The organism is Primorskyibacter marinus (genome assembly GCF_003313245.1).
Lineage (GTDB): Bacteria > Pseudomonadota > Alphaproteobacteria > Rhodobacterales > Rhodobacteraceae > Primorskyibacter > Primorskyibacter marinus.
The window spans coordinates 37,504-63,095 of the sequence record NZ_QJSD01000006.1 but is presented as its reverse complement, the minus strand read 5'-3'; the positions used below and the strand labels follow the sequence as shown (position 1 = coordinate 63,095).

General features: G+C 59.5%; 21 protein-coding genes and 2 pseudogenes. 16 read left to right on the top strand and 7 right to left on the bottom strand.

Features of this window, described 5'->3' with window-relative positions; all coding sequences use genetic code 11:
• Positions 1-4: 4 nt before the first annotated feature.
• From DMZ65_RS10155 to DMZ65_RS10145, 3 genes are read right to left on the bottom strand one after another with little or no spacing between them, the layout of a single operon-like run.
• Positions 5-2,131: an MlaD family protein gene (locus tag DMZ65_RS10155; RefSeq protein ID WP_116598793.1), complete on the bottom strand. Its 2,127-nt coding sequence runs from the start codon at positions 2,129-2,131 to the stop codon at positions 5-7.
• Positions 2,128-2,763, bottom strand: coding sequence for a paraquat-inducible protein A (locus DMZ65_RS10150; protein ID WP_116598792.1), 636 nt, complete (start codon positions 2,761-2,763; stop codon positions 2,128-2,130). The genes DMZ65_RS10155 and DMZ65_RS10150 overlap by 4 nt, the downstream gene beginning before the upstream one ends.
• Positions 2,730-3,389 (bottom strand): paraquat-inducible protein A, encoded by a 660-nt coding sequence (locus tag DMZ65_RS10145; protein WP_116598791.1) that lies wholly within the window; start codon positions 3,387-3,389, stop codon positions 2,730-2,732. The genes DMZ65_RS10150 and DMZ65_RS10145 overlap by 34 nt, the downstream gene beginning before the upstream one ends.
• A 156-nt stretch (positions 3,390-3,545) precedes the next feature.
• On the opposite strand from DMZ65_RS10145, the gene DMZ65_RS20030 reads away from it, so the two are divergent.
• A complete protein-coding gene (locus DMZ65_RS20030) occupies positions 3,546-3,671 on the top strand; it encodes a hypothetical protein (protein ID WP_269801551.1) in 126 nt (41 codons plus the stop codon).
• A 156-nt stretch (positions 3,672-3,827) separates the two neighbouring features.
• On the opposite strand, the gene DMZ65_RS10140 is transcribed toward DMZ65_RS20030, so the two are convergent.
• Entirely contained in the window at positions 3,828-4,739 is a 912-nt protein-coding gene (locus DMZ65_RS10140) for a LysR family transcriptional regulator (protein ID WP_116598790.1), read from the bottom strand.
• Positions 4,740-4,836: 97 nt separating this feature from the next.
• Here DMZ65_RS10140 and DMZ65_RS10135 point away from each other — a divergent pair, with 97 nt between their 5' ends.
• The gene (locus DMZ65_RS10135) at positions 4,837-5,073 is read left to right on the top strand and encodes a four-carbon acid sugar kinase family protein (RefSeq protein WP_232824960.1); all 237 of its coding nucleotides are present in this window, start codon (positions 4,837-4,839) and stop codon (positions 5,071-5,073) included.
• A gap of 6 nt (positions 5,074-5,079) precedes the next feature.
• Positions 5,080-5,808 carry a FadR/GntR family transcriptional regulator gene (locus DMZ65_RS10130; RefSeq protein WP_116598789.1) on the top strand — a complete coding sequence of 243 codons (729 nt, stop codon included), beginning with the start codon at positions 5,080-5,082 and terminating at the stop codon, positions 5,806-5,808.
• On the opposite strand, the gene DMZ65_RS19865 is transcribed toward DMZ65_RS10130, so the two are convergent.
• From DMZ65_RS19865 to DMZ65_RS19855, 3 genes and pseudogenes are all read right to left on the bottom strand, one after another.
• Positions 5,809-6,264, bottom strand: a complete 456-nt coding sequence (locus DMZ65_RS19865) for a dehydroquinate synthase/iron-containing alcohol dehydrogenase family protein (RefSeq protein WP_232824965.1) — start codon at positions 6,262-6,264, stop codon at positions 5,809-5,811.
• A gap of 51 nt (positions 6,265-6,315) precedes the next feature.
• Positions 6,316-6,612, bottom strand: a pseudogene (locus DMZ65_RS19860) (4-hydroxythreonine-4-phosphate dehydrogenase PdxA); the annotation flags it as partial.
• A 52-nt stretch (positions 6,613-6,664) separates the two neighbouring features.
• A pseudogene (locus tag DMZ65_RS19855) lies at positions 6,665-6,985 on the bottom strand (exo-alpha-sialidase); the annotation flags it as partial.
• 452 nt (positions 6,986-7,437) lie between these two features.
• On the opposite strand from DMZ65_RS19855, the gene DMZ65_RS10115 reads away from it, so the two are divergent.
• The 13 genes from DMZ65_RS10115 to glgA all read left to right on the top strand — a co-directional run bounded on the left by DMZ65_RS10115 (position 7,438) and on the right by glgA (position 25,592).
• Positions 7,438-8,307: a DMT family transporter gene (locus DMZ65_RS10115; RefSeq protein ID WP_116598788.1), complete on the top strand. Its 870-nt coding sequence runs from the start codon at positions 7,438-7,440 to the stop codon at positions 8,305-8,307.
• A gap of 191 nt (positions 8,308-8,498) precedes the next feature.
• On the top strand, positions 8,499-10,001 hold the full coding sequence (locus DMZ65_RS10110; RefSeq protein WP_116598881.1) for an ABC transporter substrate-binding protein: 1,503 nt from the start codon (positions 8,499-8,501) through the stop codon (positions 9,999-10,001).
• A 66-nt stretch (positions 10,002-10,067) separates the two neighbouring features.
• Entirely contained in the window at positions 10,068-10,982 is a 915-nt protein-coding gene (locus DMZ65_RS10105) for an ABC transporter permease (protein WP_116598787.1), read from the top strand.
• A 7-nt stretch (positions 10,983-10,989) separates the two neighbouring features.
• Positions 10,990-11,913 carry an ABC transporter permease gene (locus tag DMZ65_RS10100; protein ID WP_116598880.1) on the top strand — a complete coding sequence of 308 codons (924 nt, stop codon included), beginning with the start codon at positions 10,990-10,992 and terminating at the stop codon, positions 11,911-11,913.
• On the top strand, positions 11,906-13,525 hold the full coding sequence (locus tag DMZ65_RS10095; RefSeq protein WP_116598786.1) for an ABC transporter ATP-binding protein: 1,620 nt from the start codon (positions 11,906-11,908) through the stop codon (positions 13,523-13,525). The genes DMZ65_RS10100 and DMZ65_RS10095 overlap by 8 nt, the downstream gene beginning before the upstream one ends.
• Positions 13,522-14,463: a 2-hydroxyacid dehydrogenase gene (locus DMZ65_RS10090; protein ID WP_116598785.1), complete on the top strand. Its 942-nt coding sequence runs from the start codon at positions 13,522-13,524 to the stop codon at positions 14,461-14,463. The genes DMZ65_RS10095 and DMZ65_RS10090 overlap by 4 nt, the downstream gene beginning before the upstream one ends.
• Before the next feature lie 18 nt (positions 14,464-14,481).
• Entirely contained in the window at positions 14,482-15,516 is a 1,035-nt protein-coding gene (locus DMZ65_RS10085; protein WP_116598784.1) for a DUF475 domain-containing protein, read from the top strand.
• A gap of 144 nt (positions 15,517-15,660) precedes the next feature.
• The gene (locus DMZ65_RS10080) at positions 15,661-16,563 is read left to right on the top strand and encodes a 5-dehydro-4-deoxyglucarate dehydratase (protein WP_198662667.1); all 903 of its coding nucleotides are present in this window, start codon (positions 15,661-15,663) and stop codon (positions 16,561-16,563) included.
• A gap of 266 nt (positions 16,564-16,829) precedes the next feature.
• Entirely contained in the window at positions 16,830-17,729 is a 900-nt protein-coding gene (locus DMZ65_RS10075) for a dihydrodipicolinate synthase family protein (protein WP_116598782.1), read from the top strand.
• A gap of 517 nt (positions 17,730-18,246) precedes the next feature.
• Entirely contained in the window at positions 18,247-20,652 is a 2,406-nt protein-coding gene (locus tag DMZ65_RS10070; protein WP_116598879.1) for a glycogen/starch/alpha-glucan phosphorylase, read from the top strand.
• Positions 20,649-22,835: a 1,4-alpha-glucan branching protein GlgB gene (gene glgB, locus DMZ65_RS10065; protein WP_116598781.1), complete on the top strand. Its 2,187-nt coding sequence runs from the start codon at positions 20,649-20,651 to the stop codon at positions 22,833-22,835. Before DMZ65_RS10070 ends, glgB begins: the two co-directional genes overlap by 4 nt.
• A gap of 29 nt (positions 22,836-22,864) precedes the next feature.
• Positions 22,865-24,136, top strand: a complete 1,272-nt coding sequence (gene glgC / locus DMZ65_RS10060) for a glucose-1-phosphate adenylyltransferase (RefSeq protein WP_116598780.1) — start codon at positions 22,865-22,867, stop codon at positions 24,134-24,136.
• Between the two features lie 28 nt (positions 24,137-24,164).
• The gene (gene glgA / locus DMZ65_RS10055; protein ID WP_198662666.1) at positions 24,165-25,592 is read left to right on the top strand and encodes a glycogen synthase GlgA; all 1,428 of its coding nucleotides are present in this window, start codon (positions 24,165-24,167) and stop codon (positions 25,590-25,592) included.

Here is a 25,592-nt window from a genome sequence, read left to right as displayed (position 1 = left end):
GGGACTACCTTCCAAACAGCAAGGAATTCGGGTTGCGCTCCAGCGCGCGGGCGAGTTTCGAGACGGCGGCAGCGGCTTGGCGGACCTCGCGCAGGGCGGCGACGGTTTCGCGGTTGAAGCTGGATTCATTGCCATACCCGGCCAGCGTGCCTTCGGCTTGGCGCACCAGACGTGCCAGCCGGTCGGAAAGCGCTGGCAGGGTTTCCACCGCCGTTGCGACGGCTTTGGCTGCATCGCTGGCAGAGGCGAGCGTTGCATTGGCATTCTCGACAATGCCGCCTTCGCGCAGTTGCGAAAGCGCGGCCTGTGCCTCTTGCAGCGCACCGGTCAGGGCCGCGGGCAGGGCGCGCATGTCTTCGCTGTCAACCAACTTGTCCGCCCCATCAAGGAAGGACGCGGCGGAGGTCATCAACTGTTCAACTTCAAGCGAGTTGGCCTTGGCGGTCAGGGCGCGCAAATCGTCGATCAGCGCGGGCACTTCGGACCCGGCTTCTGACAGTTCGGCGCTGAGCCCCGAGAAATCCTCGGCGGCGACCTCGGCAGCATTCAGGGCGGCGACAAGCTGACCCACCGCATCGGCGGTCTGAAGATCCTCTGTCACCTTGGTCAGCCCGGCAATCGTGCTGCGCAATTCGCCCACCGTATCGCGCAGCTCTTGCGGGATGGCTTGCGTGGCCTCGCTGCCGATCAACCCGCGCGCATCCTCGATCAGTGCCAGGATGGCGTCCGGTGCCGTGCGCGTGCCCTCTGCGGCCGCGACAGCCTCGATCGACGCCATAAGCGAGATGGCCTGTTCCATGACCTCTTCGACAGGCAGATCATTGACCCGCTGCAAAAGACCTTCGGCCGTGGCTGTCACGTCTGGCAGGTCGGATTCGATGGACGGCAGCACCGGAAATTCGCCATTGAAAATCCCAAGCGTTGCCTCAGGCGCATCCGGGGCATCGACCAGATCGACGACCAGCGTATTGCTGAAGATGCTTTTCGCCGCCAGTTGAGCCCGCAACCCTTCCTTTACCGCGCCGGCCAGAAAAGCAAGCGTTTCGGCTGGCCGCACGTCCTTTTGCAGGCCCATGGATTGCGGATCTATCGAGATTGTCACGCGAAGCTTGACCGTCTGCCCGCTTGCCGTGTCCTCGATAAACGCGCCGATGGCACTGACCACACCAACCCGCAAACCGCGATATTGCACGGGGGATCCCGCGGACAGGCCACTGACGGATTCGTCAAATTCCACCGTCAGCTTGACCGCATTGTCGATCACGTCGCTGAACACGCTTTCGCGGGCCGATTTTTCGCTTTCAAACAGGTCAAACACCTGATCATCGTCAATGGTGGTCCCGCCGGAAAATACCGTGTCGAAGGAAATGCCGCCGGTGACCAGCGACGCCAGAGAGTCCACAGACAGATCCAGCCCGCCAGCCCCTAATGAAACCGAAAACCCTGAAACGTCCCAGAACCGCGTTGCGCTGTTGATGCGCCGGTCATGCGGGGCCTCGACAAAGCCTTCAACCACCACACCATCGCCGCTGTCCAACAAGCGCGGCGCTTCGATGCTGCCAACCTCTATGCCTCGGTAAAATATGGGTGAGCCGGCCGATAACCGACTGCCGTCAGATGCGCGGATTGTCAGGCGTGTGCCTTTCTTGCCTGGCAACACAAGCGGAGCCTTGTTGGTCCCCTCGAAAGAGGACGCGGCCGCACCAGGTTCAGGCGTGAACGAGGCTTCGATATAGACACCGGACAGAACCGTCGACAGACCCGAGATCCCGCGCGCGGACACCTCCGGGCGGACGACCCAGAATTGCGCATCCACGGGCAGGTTGTCGGCAACGTTCTGGTCAATACGCGCCGCGACGATCACACTTTCCATATCTGCCGAAAACCGCACGTTTTCGACCAGCCCGACCGAAACATCGCGATAACGCACAACGGTTTCATCGGCGGTGACGCCCGCCGCGTTGGTAAAACGGATCTCGATCAAAGTACCTCTGGCGGCCCAGCTTTGCCAGGCGATGAACAGCGTGACCGCCAAAGCGGCAATCGGCACCAGCCAGACAAAGGACAGGTTCCGCCAAAAAGATTTTCTGGGCGGGCTCATATCCATTTCCGCGGGGCGGGGGTGGCTCATGCGGGATTACCTTTGTTGGCGTCCCAGATCAGACGCGGGTCAAAGCTTTGTGCGGACATCATTGTAAATGCAACCGAAAGTGCAAAACTCACCGCAGCAATGCCCGGATTAATGTGCGCGGCGAAATCCAGTTGCACAAGTGCCGCAAGAATGGCGACAACAAAGACGTCGATCATCGACCAGCGTCCGACAAATTCCACTATTTCGTACAGGATATGCCGGCGGTGATCGCTTAGCTTGACCCTGTGCCGGATGCTGAGCGCGAGATAGGCGATGGCAATGAACTTGCCGACGGGAATCACGATGCTGGCGAAAAATACGATCAGCGCAATTCCGATGGAGCCATGGTGGATAAGGTCAATCACGCCCCCTAGGATAGTGCTGTCAGTTGTCTTGCCAAGCGATGAGGTTCGCAGCATCGGATATATGTTTGCAGGCACATAAACGACCAAGCCCGCAAAAAACCAGGCCCAGACCTTTTGCAGGCTGGCCTCGTCGCGGCTTTGCAAGACGCTGCCACACCGGATGCAACGTGCCGCACCCGGCGTTTGCACACGACCGCATTGCGTGCATCCGATCAGGCCCGCAGCGCGCGCGGTCAGGACGGACGGCGCTGTTCGAGTGTTTTCCAAACCGTTACCCTACACATGAAATTGTCTTTCAGCACGGTCACGATGACCAGTGCGACGAACGCCCAGAATGCCGGGCCGATGGACAGATGCGCCAGCCCTGCAACCTTGACCAGCGCCACGGCAACGCCGACGATGAACACCTCTGCCATTGCCCAGGGGCGCAGCGCTTCGGCAATCCGAAACGCTCGCGAAGCGTGGCGTGCGGGTGTCCAGCCAAAGGCCATCGGTGCCAGTACATAGATCAGCGAAACGAAGCGCGTGACCGGCAAGATCACGATCAGTGCAGCCATTGCCAGCGTCAGTGGGGCGGTCATGCCGGTTGAGAATGCCATGACGGTGTCCAATAGCGAGCTGCGCTGTATCCGCCCTGCGGCGTGCAGTTCGAGGAAGGGAAAAAAGATTGCCGCGATCATCAGGATCAGCGCTGCGGCGGCCAGCATCACGATCCGTGTCAGCGCCAACTGGCGTGGCGATTCCAGAACCGTGTGACAGCGGACGCAGCGCGAGGTGGACCCGATGGGAAGATCGGCATCCAGGTGCAAGGCATCGCATTGCGGACAGGCGATCAGTTTTGCCGGATCCGGCAAACTATCAGCAAGCGTCACATCGGGTACGTTTGGCGTCATCCGCCTAACCTAGTGCGCCCATCGCAGAGTGAAAAGCACAACTCGTTTTAGTGAGGCGCGACCGAATAAAGTGCGACGCAATGGTTTTGGCCTGTTTGACGGGCAGCCTGTTCGCGATCTGGCGAGGTCTGGCGAGGCTATGGCGGACCGGACACAATGCGCAGCTTCGGGATCATGCCGGTTATTCTGCTTACGGTGGTGATCGGCGCTATGGTCAAGATATATGACGCGGTGACTGGTACAAAGCTGGTTATCCCCGCGCAAACCGACCTGCAAACATGATGAGTGCCGCGTCCGAGGCGGCCTGGGCCACACCTGCGGACGCGCGCTTGCTTGATCCGGATCGCCGGCTGCTTTGGCAGGGTGCGCTTTTCATCCTCGGCGTCTATTTCTTCCCGGACGGCGTTGTTGGACGGCGGCGCGCGGTACGTTGGCCTGTCAACGTGCGGGCAGCGACAGCTCATCTATGATCAATTCAGAGACTTCTCGCACCAGCCGGTCCGGTTCTTTCAGGCCAAGCCCCATGTAAAGATCGGAACAAAGATCGCGGGGCAGTTCGATATTGCGGACCACAGTGTCAGCCATCTTTGTCTTGGTGATCGACGCCGGTACAAGGGCAACGCCCAGCCCCTCGTTCACCAGCGACATGATCGTATGACTTTGGGACACTGAATAGCGGGTAGCCGGGCTGATCCCGCGCGCCGAAAAGAACCCCTGAACCACGTCGAAAAGGAACCCACCACGTTCCGTCGAGAAGCCGATAAACGGCGCATCATTGAGGTCTTCGGCGCAAAGATCCGGCTTGGTTGCGAAAGGGTGGCCGCGCGGCACGACCAGCACGAAGCCCTCGCTCCATACTTTGTGAATATCCAAGCCTGTCTGCCGCTGGGGCAGACGAAACAAGCCGATTTCGACGCCGCCGGAATGAAGTGCTTCGATAATCTCGAATGTCATCATCTCGCCGGGTATCAGCCGAACGCCGGGCAAATCTCGCTCCACACGCCCAAGTATTCTGGGGATGACCTCGATGCAGGCAGAGGGCACAAAGCCCAACACCAAAGACCCGCTTTCGCCGCGGGCTGACTGCCGCGCAAAAAGAGCGGCGCTTTCGGCCCGTTTCAGAATGTCTACGGCATCTCCCAGAAACCGACGCCCAGCAGCCGTAAGCCTGACCGACCGATTGTTGCGATCCAGAAGCCGTACGCCGACGGCATGTTCCAGCAGGCTGATATGACGAGACAAGGGCGGCTGCGTCATGTTCAGCCGGGCCGCAGCGCGGCGAAAGTTCAGCTCTTTCGCGACGGCAACAAAAGACCGCAGGTGGTTTAGCTCGAAGAGTTTTCCGTCCATTCTCGCGCCCCGGATGCCGATGTGCCGTTGTGTTTCATTTTAGCAGGTGTAAACTATGAATCATCAATTTTCTTAGAAAAAATGTGGCGCTAGATCTGTGAGTGAACAAATTGAACAGCTGGTCATTGTCGCGGATGATCTGACTGGTGCGCTGGACATGGCAGCGCCATTTTGTGCCCCCGGTTCATCGGTCCTAGTCGCCACGCTGGCAGATGCCTTGGCGCGCAATGCCGATGTTACTGCGGTGTCTACCCGGACGCGAGATGTTGATCCTGATGCGGCAAGCCGATGCGTGGCACCGACCCTGAAAGATCTGACGCGCGATGTGGAGTGACTTGGTATGACAGATAAGGTGCCAGCAACGTCTCGGCCCCGTGAAAGCAGCTTTCCGGGTCAACGTAAAAGTCTTTCGGATATGGTCTTTGACCGGATGTACCGCGCGATAAAATCCGGTGCGTATGCGCCGGACGAACGCCTTCCGACAGAACATGATCTGGCCAGCGAATTTGAAGTGTCGCGTCCGATCGTGCGCGAAGCGCTGCGCAAGCTGCGCGATCAACGGCTGATCTATTCGCGTCAGGGGGCGGGTAGTTTCGTTCGGCAGGCGGGTATGCGTGAACCGCTGGGGTTTGGTCAGGTCGAAAACTTTTCGGATCTGCATCGCTGTTACGAATTTCGCCTGACGCTGGAACCCGCCGGAGCGGCCTCTGCGGCGGAACGTCATACGCCAGAAGATCTGGCACTGATCCAAAGCGCGTTGGAGTTGATGCGCGATGCCACAAACCGTAACCGACATCGTGAGGATGCGGATTTTCAGTTCCATCTGGCAATCACGAAAGCATCGGGTAACCGGTATTTCTCGACCGCGATGGAGGCGCTCAAGGATCACATCGCGGTTGGTATGCAGTTCCACGGGCGATCGCTGAAGCAAACGGCTGACGGGCTGGATCATGTTTATGCCGAACATCAGGCGATCTTCGAGGCGATCCAGGATCGCCGGGCCGAGGATGCGCGTCAGTTCATGGCTACCCATCTGATCGGATCAAGAGACCGGTTGTTCGCCGAATGATCAGAAGGCGGCAGCATAAATGTTGCGCAGGTCATCCACGCTCATATCACGGGGGTTGTTGTCCATAAGCCGTCGGATTGCATGCGCCTCTTTGGCCCATCCCGCCGGGCTGTCTTGGGACGCCCCATGCCGCGACAACTGCATTTCGATCCCGAGCGAGGCACAGAAGTCATGTGTCCGCTTTGCCACCTGATCGCTGTCCGGGGTGGCCTCAAGCCCGAGGGCGGACATGACTTCAGCGGTTTTTTGTGGACGGACAGGCGCGCTGAAGGCCAATACATGCGGAAAGATGATCGCGTTTGCCAGGCCGTGCGGCAGGTGCAGCCGTGTGCCCAACGGATAGGCCAGCGCGTGACCTGCCGCCGTATTGACCGGACCCAGACAGATGCCACCGCAATAGCTGGCCAGCATCATGCCGCGGCGCGCCTCTGCGTCATGTCCGTTTTCGACGGCGATACGGGGCGATTTGATGCCAATGCGTTGCAGGTGGGAATACCCTGCGCGGATGGTGTCACGGATCCGCTCGGGGCTGGTCCGCTCGATCGTGGTTTTCAGCGATACATGCGTGGAGGCGTGGATCACCTTCAGCCGCTGCGAGGCGAGCAACATGAGCGCCCCTTTGTTGCCGGTCAGAGACGACAGCATCCCGGTATGGCCATCGTAATGATGACCGGCGGCATTCAGTGCTTACTTGTTGATCGGGCCAGTGACGATGCAGCCAATCCGTCCAGCCTCGGCCGCCCGCACGGCGGCTTCGATGAACCGGAACGCAGCCTTGCCGGCGCGCTTGTCCAGCTTGCCCATCGGGCGTTTCCAGCAGTGCCGGGTAGGGCAGTTCCTGGTTCCGGCCATCCTCGCTGTTGTTGCTGAGGCACGTTCCCGTGCTTTCGGCGACGATCATGCCGCGCGGGAAGGTCTGTCCGTCATCAGTTGAAAACGCGACAACCAACGGCGCAAGCGGGACGCCCCAGATCGGGGTACAGCCGCCGGTCGCTTCGGGACGGTCGTCTTCGCCCAATTCGTCATAAAGTGACACGCGTCTATCAGGGGGCATGTCGGCGTTCACCGGATTGCAACACAGCGCGACGCGCCCGTCGGTCAATCGGATCACGGCGATGGAAGAGTTGTTGTTGGGCACTGAAGTGGCGGTCGGTTCGGACCAAGTTTCGCCTGCCAACCGACTGCGAAAATGCAGATGTCCACCTTGCCTTCCAGACTGCCGCCGAACCAGACGCAGTTCAATTGTCCTTGCGGCGAACGCGCCAGGAAGGCTGCATGATTTTGTACACGGGGCGAGCCCAGCACTGCATGCCTGTCCGTGACACGCCCGGTCATGGTGCGCGCAATATCTGCGGGGTCTTTGCGGAAGGACAGCATGAGAGCTCCGCTTTGGATGGTGCGCTATAATTGCGGCGTAGAATAATCAGTTGTAAAGTTAGAAGGATTATTCTGTTATGGGATTAATATAGAGAGATAGGCTTTATATACTGTAATAAAACAATAAATTAGTAATTCCCGTTCTCGTTTTAATGAGGCTATCGCAGAAGTTGACAAGTAGTGTTGCTTATCGTTTCATTCGGCCGGCAGCAATATGGTGGGCGGCTCGCCCTTCCGTGGAAAGGCCCGGTAATGCGCGACAAGTCTGCCATGACGGCGATTGTTCTCATGTTGTTCGTTGCGTTTATCAGCGCAACGGATGCCGTGATCGTGCGCCTTCTCGCGGGTGAAATCCATCCGTTTGTGATCGGCTTCACGCGGGCAAGTTTCGGCCTTTTAACGATGGTGCCATGGATGATGAAGCGCCCGCATATTCTGAAAACCAAGCGCTACGCCCTTCACGCCTTGCGTGCGGGATTGAAGCTCTTGTCGCTTGTGGCGCTGTTCGCGGCCTTGGCCGAGGCACCGCTTGCTTCGGTGACGGCCATCGGCTTTGCTGCGCCCGTATTCGTGACTGTGGGCGCTTGGTTCCTGTTGGCAGAGCAGCCAAGGCCCCTCCGGATGTTTTCCGCCGCACTTGGTTTTGTTGGCGTCGTGGTGATTCTGAAGCCCGCGATGGTGGGCGGTGCCACGGCAACAGCATTGTGGTTGGCGCTGCTGTCGGCCCTGTTGGTGGCGACCATTCAGTTGATTTTGAAGGTTATGGGTCGCACCGAAGGTGCCGAGACATTGGTTGCATGGAACCTTATCACGATGGTGCCATTGGCCGTGTTGCCGGCGATATACTTCTGGACCACACCGACGCCTTTGCAATGGGGGTTGTTGGCGCTGCAAGGCTCGCTTGGTGCGATCAATCAGGTGGCGGTGACACGGGCCTTCCAGCTTGGGGATGCCTCGCTGGTGGCACCGATGGATTTTCTGCGGCTGCCTCTTGTCGCGGCGCTCGCCTACATGCTGTTTGGAGAGGTTGCCGGTCTGGCCACATGGGTCGGAGCCTCACTCATTTTCGTTTCCATCGCGCTGATGGCGTCAACTGCGCGCAGCCGGATGCCGCTGGAGTGATGTTGTTCGAAGTTAGAATGATACAGGATTAACATCACTGTACGCCAGTTCCTGTTTCACGGAGGCTTTGCGCTGTTGTACAGTTTCAGAGGGTTTATGGGCCAGAGAAGAGCCGAGAACCCAAGAAACGGCCGGGCCAGGCAGCGATGCCCGGTACGAAAAACACGCTGCACGACACGGAGGAGACCTGCATGAACATTCGATCCTATCTCTATGGAAGCGCCATTGCGCTTGCCGTCGCCATTCCGGCATTCGCACAGGATAGCGACGTGACCATCGTCCTCAACGAGGATCTGGAGACGGTTGAACCCTGCATGACATCGCAATCCAATATCGGTCGCGTGATCCAGCAGAACATCTCGGAGACCTTGGTCGAGCTGAACACAAAGGATGGCAGTCTGATGCCACGTCTGGCCGAAAGCTGGGAGGCGGTCGATGAGGATACCTGGCGCTTCGCGCTTCGGCAGGGCGTCAGCTTTTCCGACGGGTCGGCGTTTGACGCCGCCGATGTGGTCAAAAGCTACGAACGCGCCGTATCCGACCAGATCGTCTGCGAAATCGGGGCCAAGTATTTCGGTGGCATGACTCTGGACATGGAAGTGGTGGACGATCACACGCTTGAAATCACGTCGGACCCGGCGCAGCCAATCCTGCCATTGCTGATGTCCACGCTGACAATCGTCCCGTCCGAAACGCCGTTCGAATTCATGCAGCAGCCTGTCGGCACCGGACCCTATGAGATGACCGAGCGCAATGTCGGTCAGAATATCACGCTGGAACGTCGTGACGATTACTGGGGTGAGGTGCCAGCGGTCACGAAGGCCACTTATCTGTTCCGGTCGGATGATGCCGTGCGTGCCGCGATGGTCGCAACCGGCGAGGCCGATATCGTGCCGCTGATCGGTCAGGAGCAGGCCACGAACCCGGCCACTGACTTTGCCTACCCGAACTCGGAAACCACTTATCTGCGTGTAGATCACGGGGTTGCGCCGCTGGATGACATCCGGGTGCGCAAGGCGATGAATATGGCCGTGGATCGCGAGGCGTTTCTGGGCACGCTGCTGCCGCAGGACGCTGAGGCCGCGACCCATATCGTGCCCCCCTCGACTTTGGGTTGGAACAGTGATCTGTCACCTTGGCCCTATGACCCGGAGCAGGCCCGCGCGCTGCTGGAAGAAGCCAAGGCGGACGGTGTTCCGGTGGATGCAGAAATCACCATGATCGCACGGATCGGGAACTTCCCCAACGTGACCGAAGTTGCCGAGGCGCTGACCCAGATGTTCGGGGATGTCGGTCTCAACGTCGACCTTCGGATGTACGAGGTTGCGGAATGGATCGACCTGTACTCCAAGCCATTTGCCGAAGGTCGGGGGCCGTCCATCCTGCTGGCGATGCATGACAACAGCCGCGGCGATCCGGTTTTCTCGATGTTCTTCAAATACGCCTGCGAGGGGCTTCAGTCCGGGTTCTGCTCGCCGGAGCTTGATCAGATTATGGCCGACGCGACCGCCGCCACCGGTGACGACCGCGCCGCTCTCTGGAAAGACGCTTTCGCGATGATCCACAACGATCTCGTGGCGGATGTATTCCTGTTTCACATGGTCGGCTTCAGCCGTGTGGCAGAGCGTCTGGACTTTACCCCGACCATCGCCACCAACTCTGAACTTCAGTTGGCGCAGATCAATTTCAAGTAACGCCTTGAAGCCATCGGAAGGCGTATCCGTGCGCCTTCCGAACCCACCATCACGGAGCCTCGTGTCATGAAGTCGTTTCTGACCAAGCGCGCCTATGCCAGCTTGATATCACTGCTGTTCCTGGTCGTCGCAGTGTTCTTTCTGTCACGGCTGACGGGCGACCCGACGAACTTGTATCTGCCGGTCGATGCCAGCCTGGAAGCGCGCGAGAATTTCCGAGCCCTGCATGGGCTGAACGATCCGCTGATCGTCCAGTTCGGGCGGTATCTGGCAGATCTCGCAATGCTTGATTTCGGCGAGTCGATCCGCCGCTCGCGCCCCGCGCTGGACGTGGTGCTGGAAGCGTTCGAGTGGACGCTGATACTTGCCGCCATCACCATGACTGTCGTGACTATTTCAGCCATTGTGGTCGGCTCTCTGGCTGCTTTTCGGGTCGGCGGGCTGTTTGATCGCACGGCAACGTTCTTTTCCCTGATCGGTGCCAGCGCCCCGGATTTCTGGATCGCCATCGTGGCCATCGTGCTGTTTTCGGTCAATCTGGGATGGTTGCCGACTTCTGGCACCGGCACGGTCTGGCATTGGATCATGCCCATCGGAGTGCTTTTCGTCCGCCCCTTTGGGCTGATCCTGCAAGTTGTGCGCGGGTCGATGATAACCGCGCTCGGGTCGGCTTATGTCAAAACCGCCCGCGCCAAGGGGGTCGCCTCGCGTCCGATCATCTTTGTGCATGCGTTGCGCAACGCGATGCTGCCGGTGATCACCGTGATCGGCGATCAGGCGGCCGCCATTCTGAATGGTGCCGTCGTGGTCGAGACGATCTTCGGCTTTCCCGGCGTCGGCAAACTGATGATCGACAGCATCCTGCAACGTGACTTCGCCGTCGTTCTGGCGGCCATCATGGTGACGGCTCTTGCGATCTTCGTTATGAACCTGCTGATCGACCTGGCCTATTCCGTGCTCGATCCGCGCATCCGGTATTGAGGTGCCGATGAACCCTACCCCTCCACAAAGCGCCGCGGTCAAGGAAAAAAGCAAGTTTGCTGCGTTCTGGTCGATGCTGCTGGCCGACAAGCTTGCGCTGGCCGCTGTGATCTTTCTGCTGATCGTCATCACCTGCGCCTTCATCGGCCCATTCTTTCTGGAATATGACGCAGGACGACAAAACCTGCGTGGTCGTAACGCCCCGCCGTTCGATCTGTCGCGCGGCTGGCAATTTTTCCTTGGCGGCGACCAGTTGGGCCGCCCGCTTCTGGCGCGGATCATCGTGGCTGCGCATAACACCATGATGGTGGCGGGAGGCTCTGTCGTGGCCGCCATGGCGGTCGGGGGCACACTGGGCCTGATTGCGGGCAATTCGCGTGGGCGCGCTGCACAGATCATTCCGCGTTTGGCGGATGTGATCATGTCGTTTCCATCGCTGCTGCTGGCGGTGATCGTATTGTACATGCTGGAGCCATCGGTCGGGAACATCATCATCGTTCTGGCGATCACCCGCATCCCGATCTACCTGCGCACCACGTGCGCTGAAATTCTGGAGGTCCGCGAACGCATGTTCGTGCAGGCGGCCAAGGTGATGGGCGCGTCGGAGATGCGGATAATCTTTCGTCATATGCTGCCGGTGATCTTTCCGACGCTTCTGACAATCGCGACGCTGGATTTTGCCTTCGTCATGCTGGCGGAAAGCGCATTGTCCTTTCTTGGCATCGGCATTCAACCGCCCGAGATTACCTGGGGTCTGATGGTCAGTCAGGGGCGGCCTTATCTGACCACCGCATGGTGGCTGTCCTTTTGGCCGGGTCTGGCGATCGTTTTGACGACACTCAGCCTCAACCTGCTGTCGAACTGGATGCGCACAGCGCTGGACCCGAAGCAACGCTGGCGTCTGGAAATCGGAGACAGGAAGAATGGGTGATCATCTACTCGAAGTGCAGGATCTGTCGGTTACTTTTCACACCATGCGCGGCCCGGTGCATGCGGTACGCAATGTCAGCTGGCATCTGGATCGCGGCGAGGTACTGGCGATTTTAGGGGAAAGCGGGTCCGGAAAATCGGTCTCCGCTTCGGCCATCATGGATCTGATCGACATCCCGCCGGGCGAAATCTCCAGCGGGTGCATCCTGTTCGAAGGGCGCGATTTGTTGACGATGAGCCGTGACGAGCGACGCATGTTCAACGGCAAGCGGATCGCGATGATCTTTCAGGATCCGCTGAGCCACCTCAACCCGGTCTACAGCGTCGGCTGGCAGATCGAGGAAACGATGGTCATCCACGGCACGTCGCGTAGCGAGGCCAGGGCCGAGACGGTCAGGTTGCTGCGCAAGGTCGGCATCCCCGACCCCGAAGGTGCCGCGAAAAAATATCCGCATCAGTTTTCCGGCGGTCAGCGGCAACGGTTGATGATTGCCATGGCGCTTGCCCTGCGGCCTGACGTGCTGATCGCGGATGAGCCGACCACGGCGCTGGATGTCACCGTGCAGGCGCAGATTCTGGCTTTGCTGGAAGAGTTGCAGACGGAAACCGGGATGGGCCTTCTGATCATCACCCACGATCTGGGTGTGGTCGCAGAGATGGCGCATCGCGTTGTGGTGATGAATGGCGGCCAGATCGTCGAATCCGGCAGTGCTGCGCAAGTCTATCACACTCCGCAGCACCCCTATACGCAAAAGCTGATCGCGGCAGCGCCCGGTCAGGGGGACATGTCGCTTGGCGTGGCCGAGCAGGAGCCGCTTTTGCGGCTGACGGATGTGAAAAAGAACTATGGCGAATTCGCGGCCCTGAAGGGCATCAGCTTTGATCTGCTGGCGGGGGAAACCCTCGCCGTTGTGGGTGAAAGCGGATCGGGCAAATCGACGATGGCGAAGGTTCTGTTGCGGCTCGAAGAGGCGTCTGGCGGCAAGGCCGAGTACGAGGGACGAGATCTCTTCGCGCTCAGCCCGGCCGAATTGTTTGAAATGCGCCGCGATATCCAGATGGTGTTTCAGGATCCGACACAAAGCCTGAACCCCGGCATGTCGGTCTACGATCTGATCTCCGAGGCGTGGGTGATCCACCGTGAAATCCTGCCAAAAGACAAATGGAAGGCCCGCGTTGCGGAACTGCTGGAACAGGTCGGGTTGCAGGCCGAACATATGCACCGCTACCCGCATCAGTTTTCGGGCGGGCAGCGTCAGCGAATTGCCATTGCGCGTGCGCTTGCGTTGGAGCCGCGGATCATTGTCTGCGACGAGGCGGTTTCGGCGCTTGACGTGTCGATCCAGGCGCAGGTGATCGAATTGCTTGACAGTTTGCGCCAAGAGCTTGGTCTGAGCTACATATTCATCGCGCATGACCTGCCGGTGGTCCGCGATTTTGCCGACCGGGTGATTGTCATGCAGGGCGGCGAGATCGTCGAACAGGGCAGCGTTCGGCAGATATTCGAGGCACCTAGGATGCGCTACACCCAAGACCTTCTGGCTGCGAGTCTGAACCCCGACCCCGAGGTGCAGGCCGCGCGACGCGTAAAACGACTGGAGATGGCTCAATGAAACCTGACGTGATGGTTCTGTACCCGACGCGCCCAAAAGCCTGGGCGCAACTGGAAGCGGCCTATACGCTGCACCGCTACGACGAGGCTGAAGACAAGGCTGCGTTCCTGGCCGCGCACGGCCCGAAATGCCAGGGTGTCGTCACCAACGGACATGCGAAACTGTCGCGGCAGATGGTTGAGGCTATGCCGCAGCTGAAAGTCGTCGCCTGCTCGTCGGCCGGGTACGAAGATATCGACGTGGACGCGTTGACCGACCATGGTGTGAAGTTGACCAACACCTCTGTCGCTTTGTGCGATGACGTGGCCGACACGGCTATTATGTTGATGTTGGCGGCGCGGCGGGGGCTGATTGATGCACATGCCTATACGGTCGCCGGCGACTGGGGTCGCAAGGGCATGTATCCGCTGCAACACACGTTGAAAGGCGCGCGGTTGGGCATTGTCGGCATGGGCACGATCGGACAGGCGATTGCCGCGCGGTGTTCGGGCATGGGGATGCAGATCGCCTATTACGGTCGCCGCGAAAAGCCAGAGATCGCCTATCCTTATGTTGCAGACCTGACGGCGCTTGCGGCTGAAAGCGACGTGATCGTGTTGGCCGTTGCTGGCGGGGACGCAACGCGCGGGCTGATGGACGAGGCCGCGTTGAATGCGCTTGGCCCTTACGGTGTGCTGGTCAACATCGCACGCGGCAGTGTCGTGGACGAACCTGCAATGATCCGCGCGCTGAAAGACGGCAGGCTGGGGCGGGCCGGTCTGGATGTGTTTCTCAACGAACCGAACCCCGATCCAGAATTGACCGCGCTGCCCAATGTGACGCTCTATCCGCATCACGCGTCGGGGACGGAGGAAACGCGCGATGCCATGGCGCAACTGGTCGTCGATAACCTCGCCGCATTCTATGCTGATCAGCCCTTGCTGACAGCAGTTAACTAACTCTGCCACAGGAACATAATGACCATATTGCACTACTTCCGCTGGGCCTTTGCCGTCACCGTGCTGGGTCTGATGCTGACGCTTTGGCTGGGCTGGACCTATTCCGGCACTATCGCAGGCACGCTTAGCTTCTTTATGATCGGCCTTGTGCTGGCGATCCTCGAGATTTCGCTGTCCTTCGACAATGCCATCGTGAACGCCAACAAGTTGCAGACCATGACGCCGATCTGGCGACAAAGGTTTCTGACATGGGGTATCCTGATCGCCGTGTTCGGCATGCGGATCGTCTTTCCGCTTCTGATCGTGGTGATCGCTGCGCGCATCGGCCCGATAGAGGCCGTGCGCCTGGCGGCACGCGAGCCTGCCGAATATGCCCGCATCATCGGCGATGCGAATCTGTCGATTGCGGCCTTTGGCGGGGCATTTCTGATGATGGTGGCGCTCAGCTACTTTGTGGATGAGGGCAAGGAGGTTGACTGGATCGCCGCGCTGGAACGCAACATGCGCCGCTTCGGGTCTATCCGGGGGATGGAGATTGCCTTTGTTCTGGCGGTGATGCTGGGCTTTGCGACGGCCTTGCCGGATCAGGACGCGGGCAGGTTCCTGTTCGCGTCCAGTGCGGGCCTGCTGACCTTTCTTGCGGTTGATATGCTGGGCCATGTGCTGGACAAATCCGATGCTGCGGGCACCGTGGCGAAGGGTGGTCTTGGCGCGTTTCTCTATCTTGAGGTGCTCGACGCGTCGTTCAGCTTTGACGGCGTCATCGGGGCGTTTGCCTTGACGCAGAACCTGTTCCTGATCGCCATCGGGCTGGGCATCGGCGCGATGTATGTCCGGTCAATGACCATCATGCTCGTAGAGCGACAAACACTGGCAGAGTTCCGCTATCTCGAACATGGCGCTTTCTGGTCCATCCTTGTGCTGTCGATCATCATGTTCCTGCAAACCATCTGGCACGTTTCAGAGATCATTACCGGATCGCTGGGCGCGGGTTTCATCCTGATGGCGTTCATTTCTTCGGTCCTTTATCGCCGATCCGAAGTCGAAAGCTGAAAAATGCAGCTCCCAGAAGTAACCACCGTGGCACTGCCGTCATCCGCCGCTGTCGCCATCGCCGGACAACAGGTCGCCATTTGCGCAGACGCGTCGCTGTGACCGCTTGTGCTGTTTAACATTCCGAAAGAAAGGCTTCTCATGATTGACAATAGCGACCTAAAGGAACGCATCCGCACCGGATTGTTGTCTTTTCCTGTCACTGCGTTCAACAGCGGCGGTGACTTTGCCCCGAAGCCCTTCGCCGCGCATCTGGAATGGCTGTCGAGCTATCCCGTCGCCGGCCTGATCGTCGCGGGTGGCACGGGCGAGATGTTCTCGCTGACCCCTTCCGAGATTGTCGAGGTGGTCAAAACCGCCAAGCAGACCCAACCCGATGCGCCGATCATTGCAGGCTGCGGCTATGGCACCCGCATGGCCTGCGAGCTTGCGCAAAGTATCGAGGCGGCGGGCGGCGACGGTATCCTGCTTTTGCCCCATTACCTTATCGGTGCGCCACAAGAAGGCATCGAGGCGCGCATCCGTGCCGTGTGCAAGTCAACGAAAATGGCGGTGATCGTCTATAATCGTGGGCAGGCGCGGGTCACGGCAGAAACGCTGGAACGGCTTGCGGATGATTGTCCCAATCTGATCGGCTTCAAGGACGGCACCGGAGACATCGATACGGTGCGCCGGGTCACGCTGAAGCTGGGCAACCGTCTATCCTATATCGGCGGGATGCCCACGCACGAGCTGTTCGCGCAAGCCTATCGCGGGGCGGGTATGCCGACCTATTCCTCGGCCGTGTTCAACTTTGTTCCCGAAATCGCGCTGCGTTTCCACAAAGCGTTTTCGGCGGGCGATGATGCGACCTGTGAAAAGCTGCTGGCGGATTTCTACTATCCGTTTGCGGCGATCCGTGATCGCCAATCCGGCTACGCCGTATCGGCGGTCAAGGCAGGGGTGATCCTGCGCGGGTTCGAGGCAGGCCCGGTGCGCAGCCCGCTGACCGATCTGACCGGTGAAGAAATGGAGATGATGAAGGATTTGATCGAAACAAGTTCCTGATCATGTTCGCGATACGCTGTCCGAATATTCTGTGTCTGAATTGCTTGCCTGCAATTCAGGCCAAATCCCGGCAGCCGATCCTGATGCATCCCAGACAGAGCTTTTGTCCAACGCCCGGCGCGGCGGGCGCGCCCCACACAGTTCTGACAGCCCGTTCCGGTGTGCGCACTGAGCAAAATTTGTCCGCATTGTTGGCCATTGGTCCCAAAATATGCGCAGGCCGCACCATCGCCCCTATCAATCTTGTAACGTGAAAGCGATCCGCCATGCCCCATGATCTGACCAAAGCCCTGACCGGTATATCCGGCATTCTGGTCACCCCGATGACAACGGATGGAAAAATTGACCCGGATCGTCAAAAGCCGGTCGTTGAAAAGGCGATTGCGGCTGGCGTGCATGTCCTGACCGCGAATGGCAACACAGGAGAATTCTACAGCCTGTCGCTGGATGAGGCCGAGGAGATGTGCCGCGCCGCTGCCCGGCACATCCAGGGCCGCGTGCCGCTTGTGGCCGGGGTGGGCCGCTCTGTCGTGGACGCGTGCCAGTTGGCGCGCAGCGCGAAAGCGGCGGGCGCGGATGCGCTGATGATCCACCAGCCGCCAGATCCTTTCGCCGCACCGCGCGGATTGGTGGCCTATGTGCACGCCGTGTCAGAGGCGGCGGACCTGCCGATCATGCTTTATCTGCGCAATGACACCATCGGAACGCAGGCAATTGCCGATCTTTGTGCCGTTCCGGGCGTCGTTGGCGTAAAATGGGCCACGCCAAATCCGTTGAAGCTCGCCGATGCAATGGCGGCGAGCGACCCGGATATCATCTGGGTCGGCGGGTTGGCCGAAGTGTGGGCCCCGCCGTTCTACGCCGTGGGCGCGCGCGGTTTCACCTCTGGTTTGATCAACGTCTGGCCAGAACGATCGGTGGCAATTCACGCAGCGCTCGATTCCGGTGATTATGCATTGGCCAACACCCTGATTGCCGAAATGAAACCGTTCGAGGATGTCCGGGCGCAAGAATCGAACGGGACAAATGTGACGGGTGTGAAGGCGGCTCTGCGCGCCATTGGTCACGATTGCGGACCGGCGCGGCCACCGTCAGCCTGGCCCTTGACCGAAGCGCAGCAGGCTCTTCTTGAAGGTTTCATTGCGCGACATGCGATTACGTTCTGACGAAACAAGGCAGGTTTGTATGCCGCAACCGGTACGTCTTGCGGGTATTGTTGGCTTGGACACCGCAACCGCGCCCCGACCAGAGGCAGATCAACGCAGCAGCGTCGACGCGAGCAAGCCAACGACTGACGGCCAGATGACCGGCATTGAACTGCGCAATTGCTGACCGCGGATGAATCCGTTCGACAGCGGCACTTGGCCACAAAGCGGTTCGAGACGCAGTATCGTCGGTCTTGTCCGGGGCCGTCTGTCGAAAAGACTGCTGCTTGTCCTTAACCCGTGTTTTGGGGGTGGCGGACAGTTGGCGGGATTTTCGATGCATCGGCATATTCGATCGGTTGCAATGAAAACAGGCGAGATCCTCATCATCCAGCGACCCAGGGCATTTGGCAAATCGCCTGGGATAAGGGCAGTGGCAAAATCGTTTCGTGCCTTTGGGGGCATCGCTTCAGGGTTACGATAGCGCAAACATTTTGCTAATAAAGGGCGGATTCAAGGGATTATTCTTAACATGAGCATGACCAAAGACGCCCGACCGCTGAGCGCCGCAGAGCTGAAACAATCCGTCGAACATCACTTGATTTACACGCTTGGCAAGGACGCAAGGCATGCATCGGCCTATGATTGGCGGATGGCGCTGTCCTATGCCATCCGCGACCGCATCGTCGGGCCGTGGTTCCATGCAACGCGCAGGACGTATGAGGGCCAGCGCAAGCGGGTCTATTATCTGTCGATGGAATTTCTGATCGGGCGGATGCTGGAAGACGCGATGATCAATCTCGGGCTGCTTGAAACCTGTGAAAGTGCCGCGAAGTCACTGGGTTTCGGCCTGCGCCAGATCATCGAGGATGAACCCGACGCAGCACTGGGCAATGGTGGCCTTGGCCGTCTTGCCGCGTGTTTTCTGGAATCGATGTCTTCGCTGGGATGTCCGGCGCATGGCTATGGCATTCGGTATGAGCACGGCCTGTTCCGGCAGCGCTTTGAGGGCGGGCAGCAGGTAGAGACCCCGGAAGATTGGCTGACCCAGGCGCATCCGTGGGAATTTGCGCGGCCCGAATCCGCCTATGAGATCGGCTTCAAGGGCGAGGCCGTGGATGGCGACTGGCACCCGTCGGAAAGCGTCATCGCGTCGGCATATGATATGCCGGTGATCGGCTGGCAGGGCCGCTGGGCCAATACATTGCGGATGTGGAGCGCCAAGCCCACGACGCTGTTCGATCTGGAGCGTTTCAATTCCGGTGATTACGCCGCTGCGGCTGAACCAGAAGCGTTGGCGCGGACGCTCAGCCGGGTTCTGTATCCCGACGACACCACCTATCAGGGCAAGGAATTGCGCCTGAAACAGGAATTTTTCCTCACTTCGGCCGCGCTTCAGGACATTCTGCGCCGGTTCCTGTCGGAATATGACGATCTGACAAAGCTGCCACAGAAGGTGGCGATCCAGATGAACGACACGCACCCGGCGATCGCGGGTCCGGAACTGATCCGTCTGCTGACCGACAAGCACGGGCTGAATTGGGACGAGGCGCAGGGCATCGCCCGCGCCACCTTGGGCTACACCAACCACACATTGCTGCCCGAAGCGTTGGAACGGTGGTCGACATGGCTGATGGGGAATATCCTGCCGCGCCATATGCAGATCATCGAACGGATTGACGATGACCACCGACGCGCCACAAAGCGCCCGGCCCATGTCGGGATCGTGCGGAACAACGAGGTGCAGATGGGCGAGCTGGCCTTTATCATGTCGCATAAGGTCAACGGCGTCTCGGCCCTGCACAGCGATCTGGTGAAAAAGACGGTCTTTCACGACCTTAACGAACTGCACCCCGGCCGCATCATCAACCAGACCAACGGGGTGACGCCGCGTCGCTGGCTGAAATTGGCAAACCCGTCGCTTGCCGGGCTGATCTGTGACACAATCGGCGATGGCTGGATCGGCGATCTCGATCAACTCAGGTCGCTTGAACCGCATGCCGGGGACAAGGGGTTCCGCAAGGATTTCCGCGCCGCCAAGCGGACCAACAAAGTGGCGCTGTCGAACTGGGTCGGGGAAACCTTGGGGGTGCAGATTGACCCTGACGCCATGTTCGACGTCCAGATCAAGCGCATCCACGAATACAAGCGCCAACATCTCAACATCTTCGAGACCATCGCCCTGTGGCACAATATGCGCGAGAATCCGGATGCGGGCTGGGTGCCGCGTGTGAAGATCTTCGGCGGTAAATCCGCGCCGGGCTATGCCGTGGCAAAAGAGATCATCCACCTGATCAACGATGTGGCGCAGGTCATCAACAACGATCCCGTCACCGGCGATATGCTGAAAGTGATCTATCCGCCCAATTACAACGTCTCGATAGCCGAACGTCTGATCCCGGCGGCGGACCTGTCGGAACAGATCTCGACCGCAGGCAAAGAGGCGTCTGGCACCGGCAACATGAAGTTCACCATGAACGGGGCTTTGACCATCGGTACGCTGGACGGTGCCAATGTCGAAATCCGCGAGCATGTGGGAGCAGAGAACTTCTTTCTCTTCGGCCTGACGGCCGATGAGGTCGTCAAACGCCGCCGCAACGTCCGCCACGCGCGTGATGCGATCGAGGCAAGCCAGAACATGCAGAACGTCCTGCAATTGATTGTCGAAGGCCGGTTCAGCCCGACTGATCCCGACCGCTATCACGGGTTGGTCGACAGGGCGTGGAATCACGATCACTACCTCGTCGCGGCAGATTTTGAGGGCTACTACACCGCCCAACGCGATGCGGATCAACTTTACCTTGATCCCGAGGCCTGGTCGAAAAAGGCGGTGCTAAATGTTGCCCGCTCCGGATTTTTCTCATCTGACCGCACAATTCGTGGTTACATGGCGGAAATCTGGGGCGCAGAATCAGCCCTGGACAGGGAGGAAGGCGCAGCATGAACGATGCTCTACATCCCGACGCGGCCAAGTCCATATCGCAGGGCCGCCACGGGGACCCGTTCTCAATCCTGGGCCCCCACGAACGAGACGGAAAGCCCACGGTCACAGCCTTCGTGCCCGGCGCGGACACTGTCGAGGTGTTGACTGGCAAGGCGACCGTAACGCCCCTGTCGGCGGTCGAGGGTGCAGACGGGTTGTTCACCGGTACGCTGAAACGCAAGGCTGCAAGCTACCGGTTACGGGCGCGCAATGCGGATAATGAATGGGAGTTTGACGATCCCTACCGGTTCAGTCCGGTGATCGGCGAGCAGGACGAATATTTCTTGGGCGAAGGCAGTCATCAGCGGATCTGGCAGGTGCTGGGTGCCCATGTGATGACGCATGAAAAGGTAACGGGCACACATTTCGCGGTCTGGGCACCGAATGCGCAGCGTGTTTCGGTGATCGGCAATTTCAACCTCTGGGACGGACGCCGCAACCCGATGCGTCGACGCGGGGCAACCGGTGTGTGGGAGCTGTTCATCCCCGATCTGGGCGATGGTGAGATTTACAAATACGAGATCATGGCCGCCGACGGTACCGTGTTGCCCGCCAAGGCCGACCCGGTTGGCTTCGGGTCCGAACATCCGCCTGCCACCGGCTCTGTCGTGCGCGACATCCGGGCTGCCAAATGGTCCGACAAGGCGTGGATGAACAAGCGCGCCACGGTGCAGAATGTCGATGCTCCCGTATCGATCTACGAGGTGCATCCAGGCAGTTGGAAACGCGTCGCCGAAGATGGCGGGCGGCCGTTGTCCTATATCGAGATGGCGACGGATCTTGTCGATTACGCCGCCGATATGGGTTTTACGCATATCGAGCTGTTGCCGATCAGCGAACATCCCTTCGATGGCTCCTGGGGCTATCAACCCGTCGGCATGTTTGCCCCGACGATCCGGTATGGCACGCCGGGTGAGTTTCGCACCTTCGTGGACGCGGCGCATAAGAAGGGTATCGGCATTCTGCTGGACTGGGTGCCGGGACATTTCCCAACCGACGTTCACGGGCTTGGCCAGTTCGACGGCACGGCGCTTTATGAACACGCCGATCCGCGCGAGGGGTTCCATCAGGATTGGAACACACTGATCTACAACTACGGTCGGGTCGAGGTTGCCAACTATCTGATTTCCAACGCGCTCTATTGGCTTGAGGAATACCATGTCGATGGGCTGCGCGTCGATGCCGTGGCCTCGATGCTGTATCGCGACTATTCCCGCAAACAGGGGGAGTGGGTGCCAAACAAGGATGGCGGGCGCGAGAATTACGAGGCGATTTCCCTGATTCAGCGCACCAACACCATCGCCTATGGTGAGGTGCCGGGCATCATGACAGCGGCCGAGGAAAGCACTGCCTTTCCCGGCGTATCCCGCCCTGTCGATGCGGGCGGGCTGGGCTTCGGGTTCAAGTGGAACATGGGCTGGATGAACGACAGCCTGCGCTATATTGAACAAGATCCGATCCACCGAAAGCATCACCACAACGAGATCACGTTTTCGCTGCATTACGCCTTTACCGAGAACTTCATCCTGCCGATCAGCCATGACGAGGTGGTGCATGGCAAGGGCAGCATGATCGCCAAGATGCCGGGGCAGGGGGATGAGAAATTCGCCAACCTGCGCGCCTATTACAGCTATATGTGGACGCATCCGGGCAAGAAACTGTTGTTCATGGGCTGCGAGTTTGCGCAGGGGAGTGAGTGGAACCACAACAGCTCTCTCGAATGGCATTTGCTGGACTATCCGCAACATCGCGGCATCCAAAGCCTGATCCGGGACCTCAACAATATCTACCGCCAAACGCCCGCGCTGCATGTCAACGATACGCGGCCCGAAGGGTTCGAATGGCTGGAGGGCGGCGACGCCGAGAATTCGGTGCTGGGCTATATCCGCAAAGGCGGGCCGAAGGACAAACCGGTGGTGGTGCTGTGCAATTTCACCCCGGTGGAACGCACGGGCTACCGTATCGGATTGCCGGGGCCGGGCCGTTGGCGTGAGATCTTCAATTCCGACAGTTCCGTTTATGGCGGGGGTAATCGAGGCAACATGGGGGGTGTCACTGCCGAGGAAAAAGAGTGGATGAACCATCCGCATTCGGCGTCAATCGTGCTGCCGCCGCTGGCGGTGCTGATGTTCCAGGCAGACTAGATCCAGAGCATTTTTCGGGGAGGATACACATGCTACCATCACAATCCGGCCGACTGTCTTCGCAAGCCATGGCCTTTGTCCTGGCCGGGGGGCGCGGAAGCCGCCTGAAAGAACTGACCGACACCCGTGCCAAACCGGCCGTCTATTTTGGCGGCAAGTCCCGGATCATCGACTTCGCCCTCTCGAACGCCTTGAACTCCGGCATCCGCAAAATGGCGATTGCCACGCAGTACAAGGCCCACAGCCTGATCCGGCACATGCAACGCGGATGGAGCTTTTTTCGCGCCGAGCGGAACGAATATCTTGATGTCCTGCCCGCATCGCAACGGGTGGCCGAAAACAAATGGTATCTGGGCACGGTCGATGCCGTAACTCAGAACATCGACATCGTTGACAGCTACGGTGTCAAATATGTGATTATTCTGGCGGGCGATCACATCTACAAGATGGATTACGAGGTGATGCTGCGTCAGCACGTCGAAACCGGTGCCGATGTCACCGTGGGGTGTCTGACAGTGCCCAAGGCCGAAGCGACGGCCTTTGGCGTCATGGGTATCGACAACGACAGGCGCATCACCAGCTTTTTGGAAAAGCCCGAAGATCCGCCAACGATTCCGGGGGACGATGCAAATTCACTAGCGTCGATGGGGATCTACGTCTTCAACTGGGATTTTCTGCGGGATCTCTTGATCCGCGATTCCGAGGACAGCAATTCCAGCCATGACTTCGGCCACGACCTGATCCCCGACATCGTCAAGAACGGCAAGGCGATGGCGCACCTGTTCAGCGACAGTTGCATCACATCGGGCCTGGAGGAAGAGCCTTACTGGCGCGACGTAGGCACGATTGATGCGTTCTGGTCGGCCAATATCGACCTGACGGATTTCACACCAAAGCTGGACATCTACGACAATTCCTGGCCGATCTGGACCTATTCCGAGATTACGCCACCCGCCAAATTCATCCATGACGAGGCGGACAGACGCGGCGTTGCCTTGTCGTCTTTGATTTCGGGCGGATGTATCGTATCGGGGTCCGAGGTGCGCAATTCGCTGCTGTTTACCGGTGTGCGGACGCATTCCTATTCTGCGCTCGAAAAGGTTGTGGCGCTGCCCTATACGCAGGTTCACCGCAACGCGCGGCTGACAAATGTGGTGCTGGATCGGGGCGTGGAAATTCCGGCGGGACTTGTCATTGGCGAGGATCCGGAAGAAGACGCCAAATGGTTCCGCGTCTCCGAAGGGGGCGTCGTTCTGGTCACCAAGTCGATGATGGACCAGCGCGCGGCCAAATTGTGCTGATCGCCTGTTGAAAGAGGTACGAATGGCCTTGAACATCCTGTCGGTCACGTCCGAATGCGTGCCCTTGATCAAGACCGGGGGGCTGGCAGATGTCGCCGGGGCCCTGCCCAAGGCGATGGTGCCGCTGGGCCACCGCATGCGCGTGCTGATGCCCGCCTATCCGGGTCTGGCCGCGCGGCTGAAGGATCCGGTAGAACTTTGGCAGGATGAGGCGTTGTTCGGCGGTCCTGCACGGGTGCTGGGCGGAAAAGTTGACGGGGTAGAGTTTCTTCTGCTTGAGGCGGCCCATCTGTTTGACCGCAAGGGCGGGCCGTATCTGACGCCGGAAGGCCATGACTGGCCGGACAATCCCGAACGGTTTGCGGCACTGTCCTGGGCGGCGGCCCGGATCGCACAGAACGGGGTGTCCGATGGTTGGGTGCCCGACATCCTGCATGCGCATGACTGGCAGGCAGGACTTACGCCTGCCTACTTGCGTTTCATTGGCGACAAGCGCGTCAAGACGATGATGACGATCCACAACATCGCGTTTCAGGGTCTGGCCCCCGCAGACAGGCTGGCCTCTTTGCGGCTGCCCTTCACGGCGTTCAACGCGGACGATCTGGAATATTACGGTCAGATCAGCACGCTCAAGGCCGGATTGGTGCATGCAGATGCGATCACCACCGTCAGCCCGACCTACGCGGCAGAGCTGATGCGGCCAGAGTTCGGCATGGGTCTGGAAGGCCTGATCGCTACGCGCGCGGTTGATCTGCACGGTATCCTGAACGGCATTGATCTGGAGGTCTGGAACCCCGAAGCCTGCGCGCATCCCTATTCGGCCAAGACGTTGACCAAGAAAGCCGTGGCAACTGCCGCCCTGCGCGACCGGTTCGAACTGGCCGAAACAGACGGGCCGCTGGCGATTGTTGTCAGCCGCCTGACCGGGCAGAAAGGGTTGGACCTGCTGCCGGGGCTTTTGCCAGAATTCATTGCGCATGGCGGCACCCTGGCTTTGCTTGGCAGTGGCGATGCGGCGCTGGAAGCGGCGTATACCGGGCTGGCCAAAGAGTATCCGGGCAAGATCGGCGTCCATATCGGCTATGACGAGGATCTGTCGCAGTTGATGTTTGCAGGTGGTGATGCGGTCCTGATCCCCTCGCGGTTCGAGCCTTGCGGACTGACCCAGCTTTACGGCTTGCGGTTTGGAACTTTGCCGGTGGTCGCGGCGACCGGCGGGCTGGCGGATACGGTGATCCACGCCAATGATGCGGCGCTGGACGCAGGCGTTGCCACCGGGTTGGCGTTCCACCCGACCGACGCCACGGCATTCTCGCACAGCATGCGCAGGCTGTGTACGCTCTTCGCAGATCGCAAACTTTGGCAGCAGATGATGCGCAACGCCATGCGGCAACCGGTGGGCTGGGAAAACAGCTCGGCGCGTTATGCGGCGCTTTATCAAGACCTGCTCGGCTGA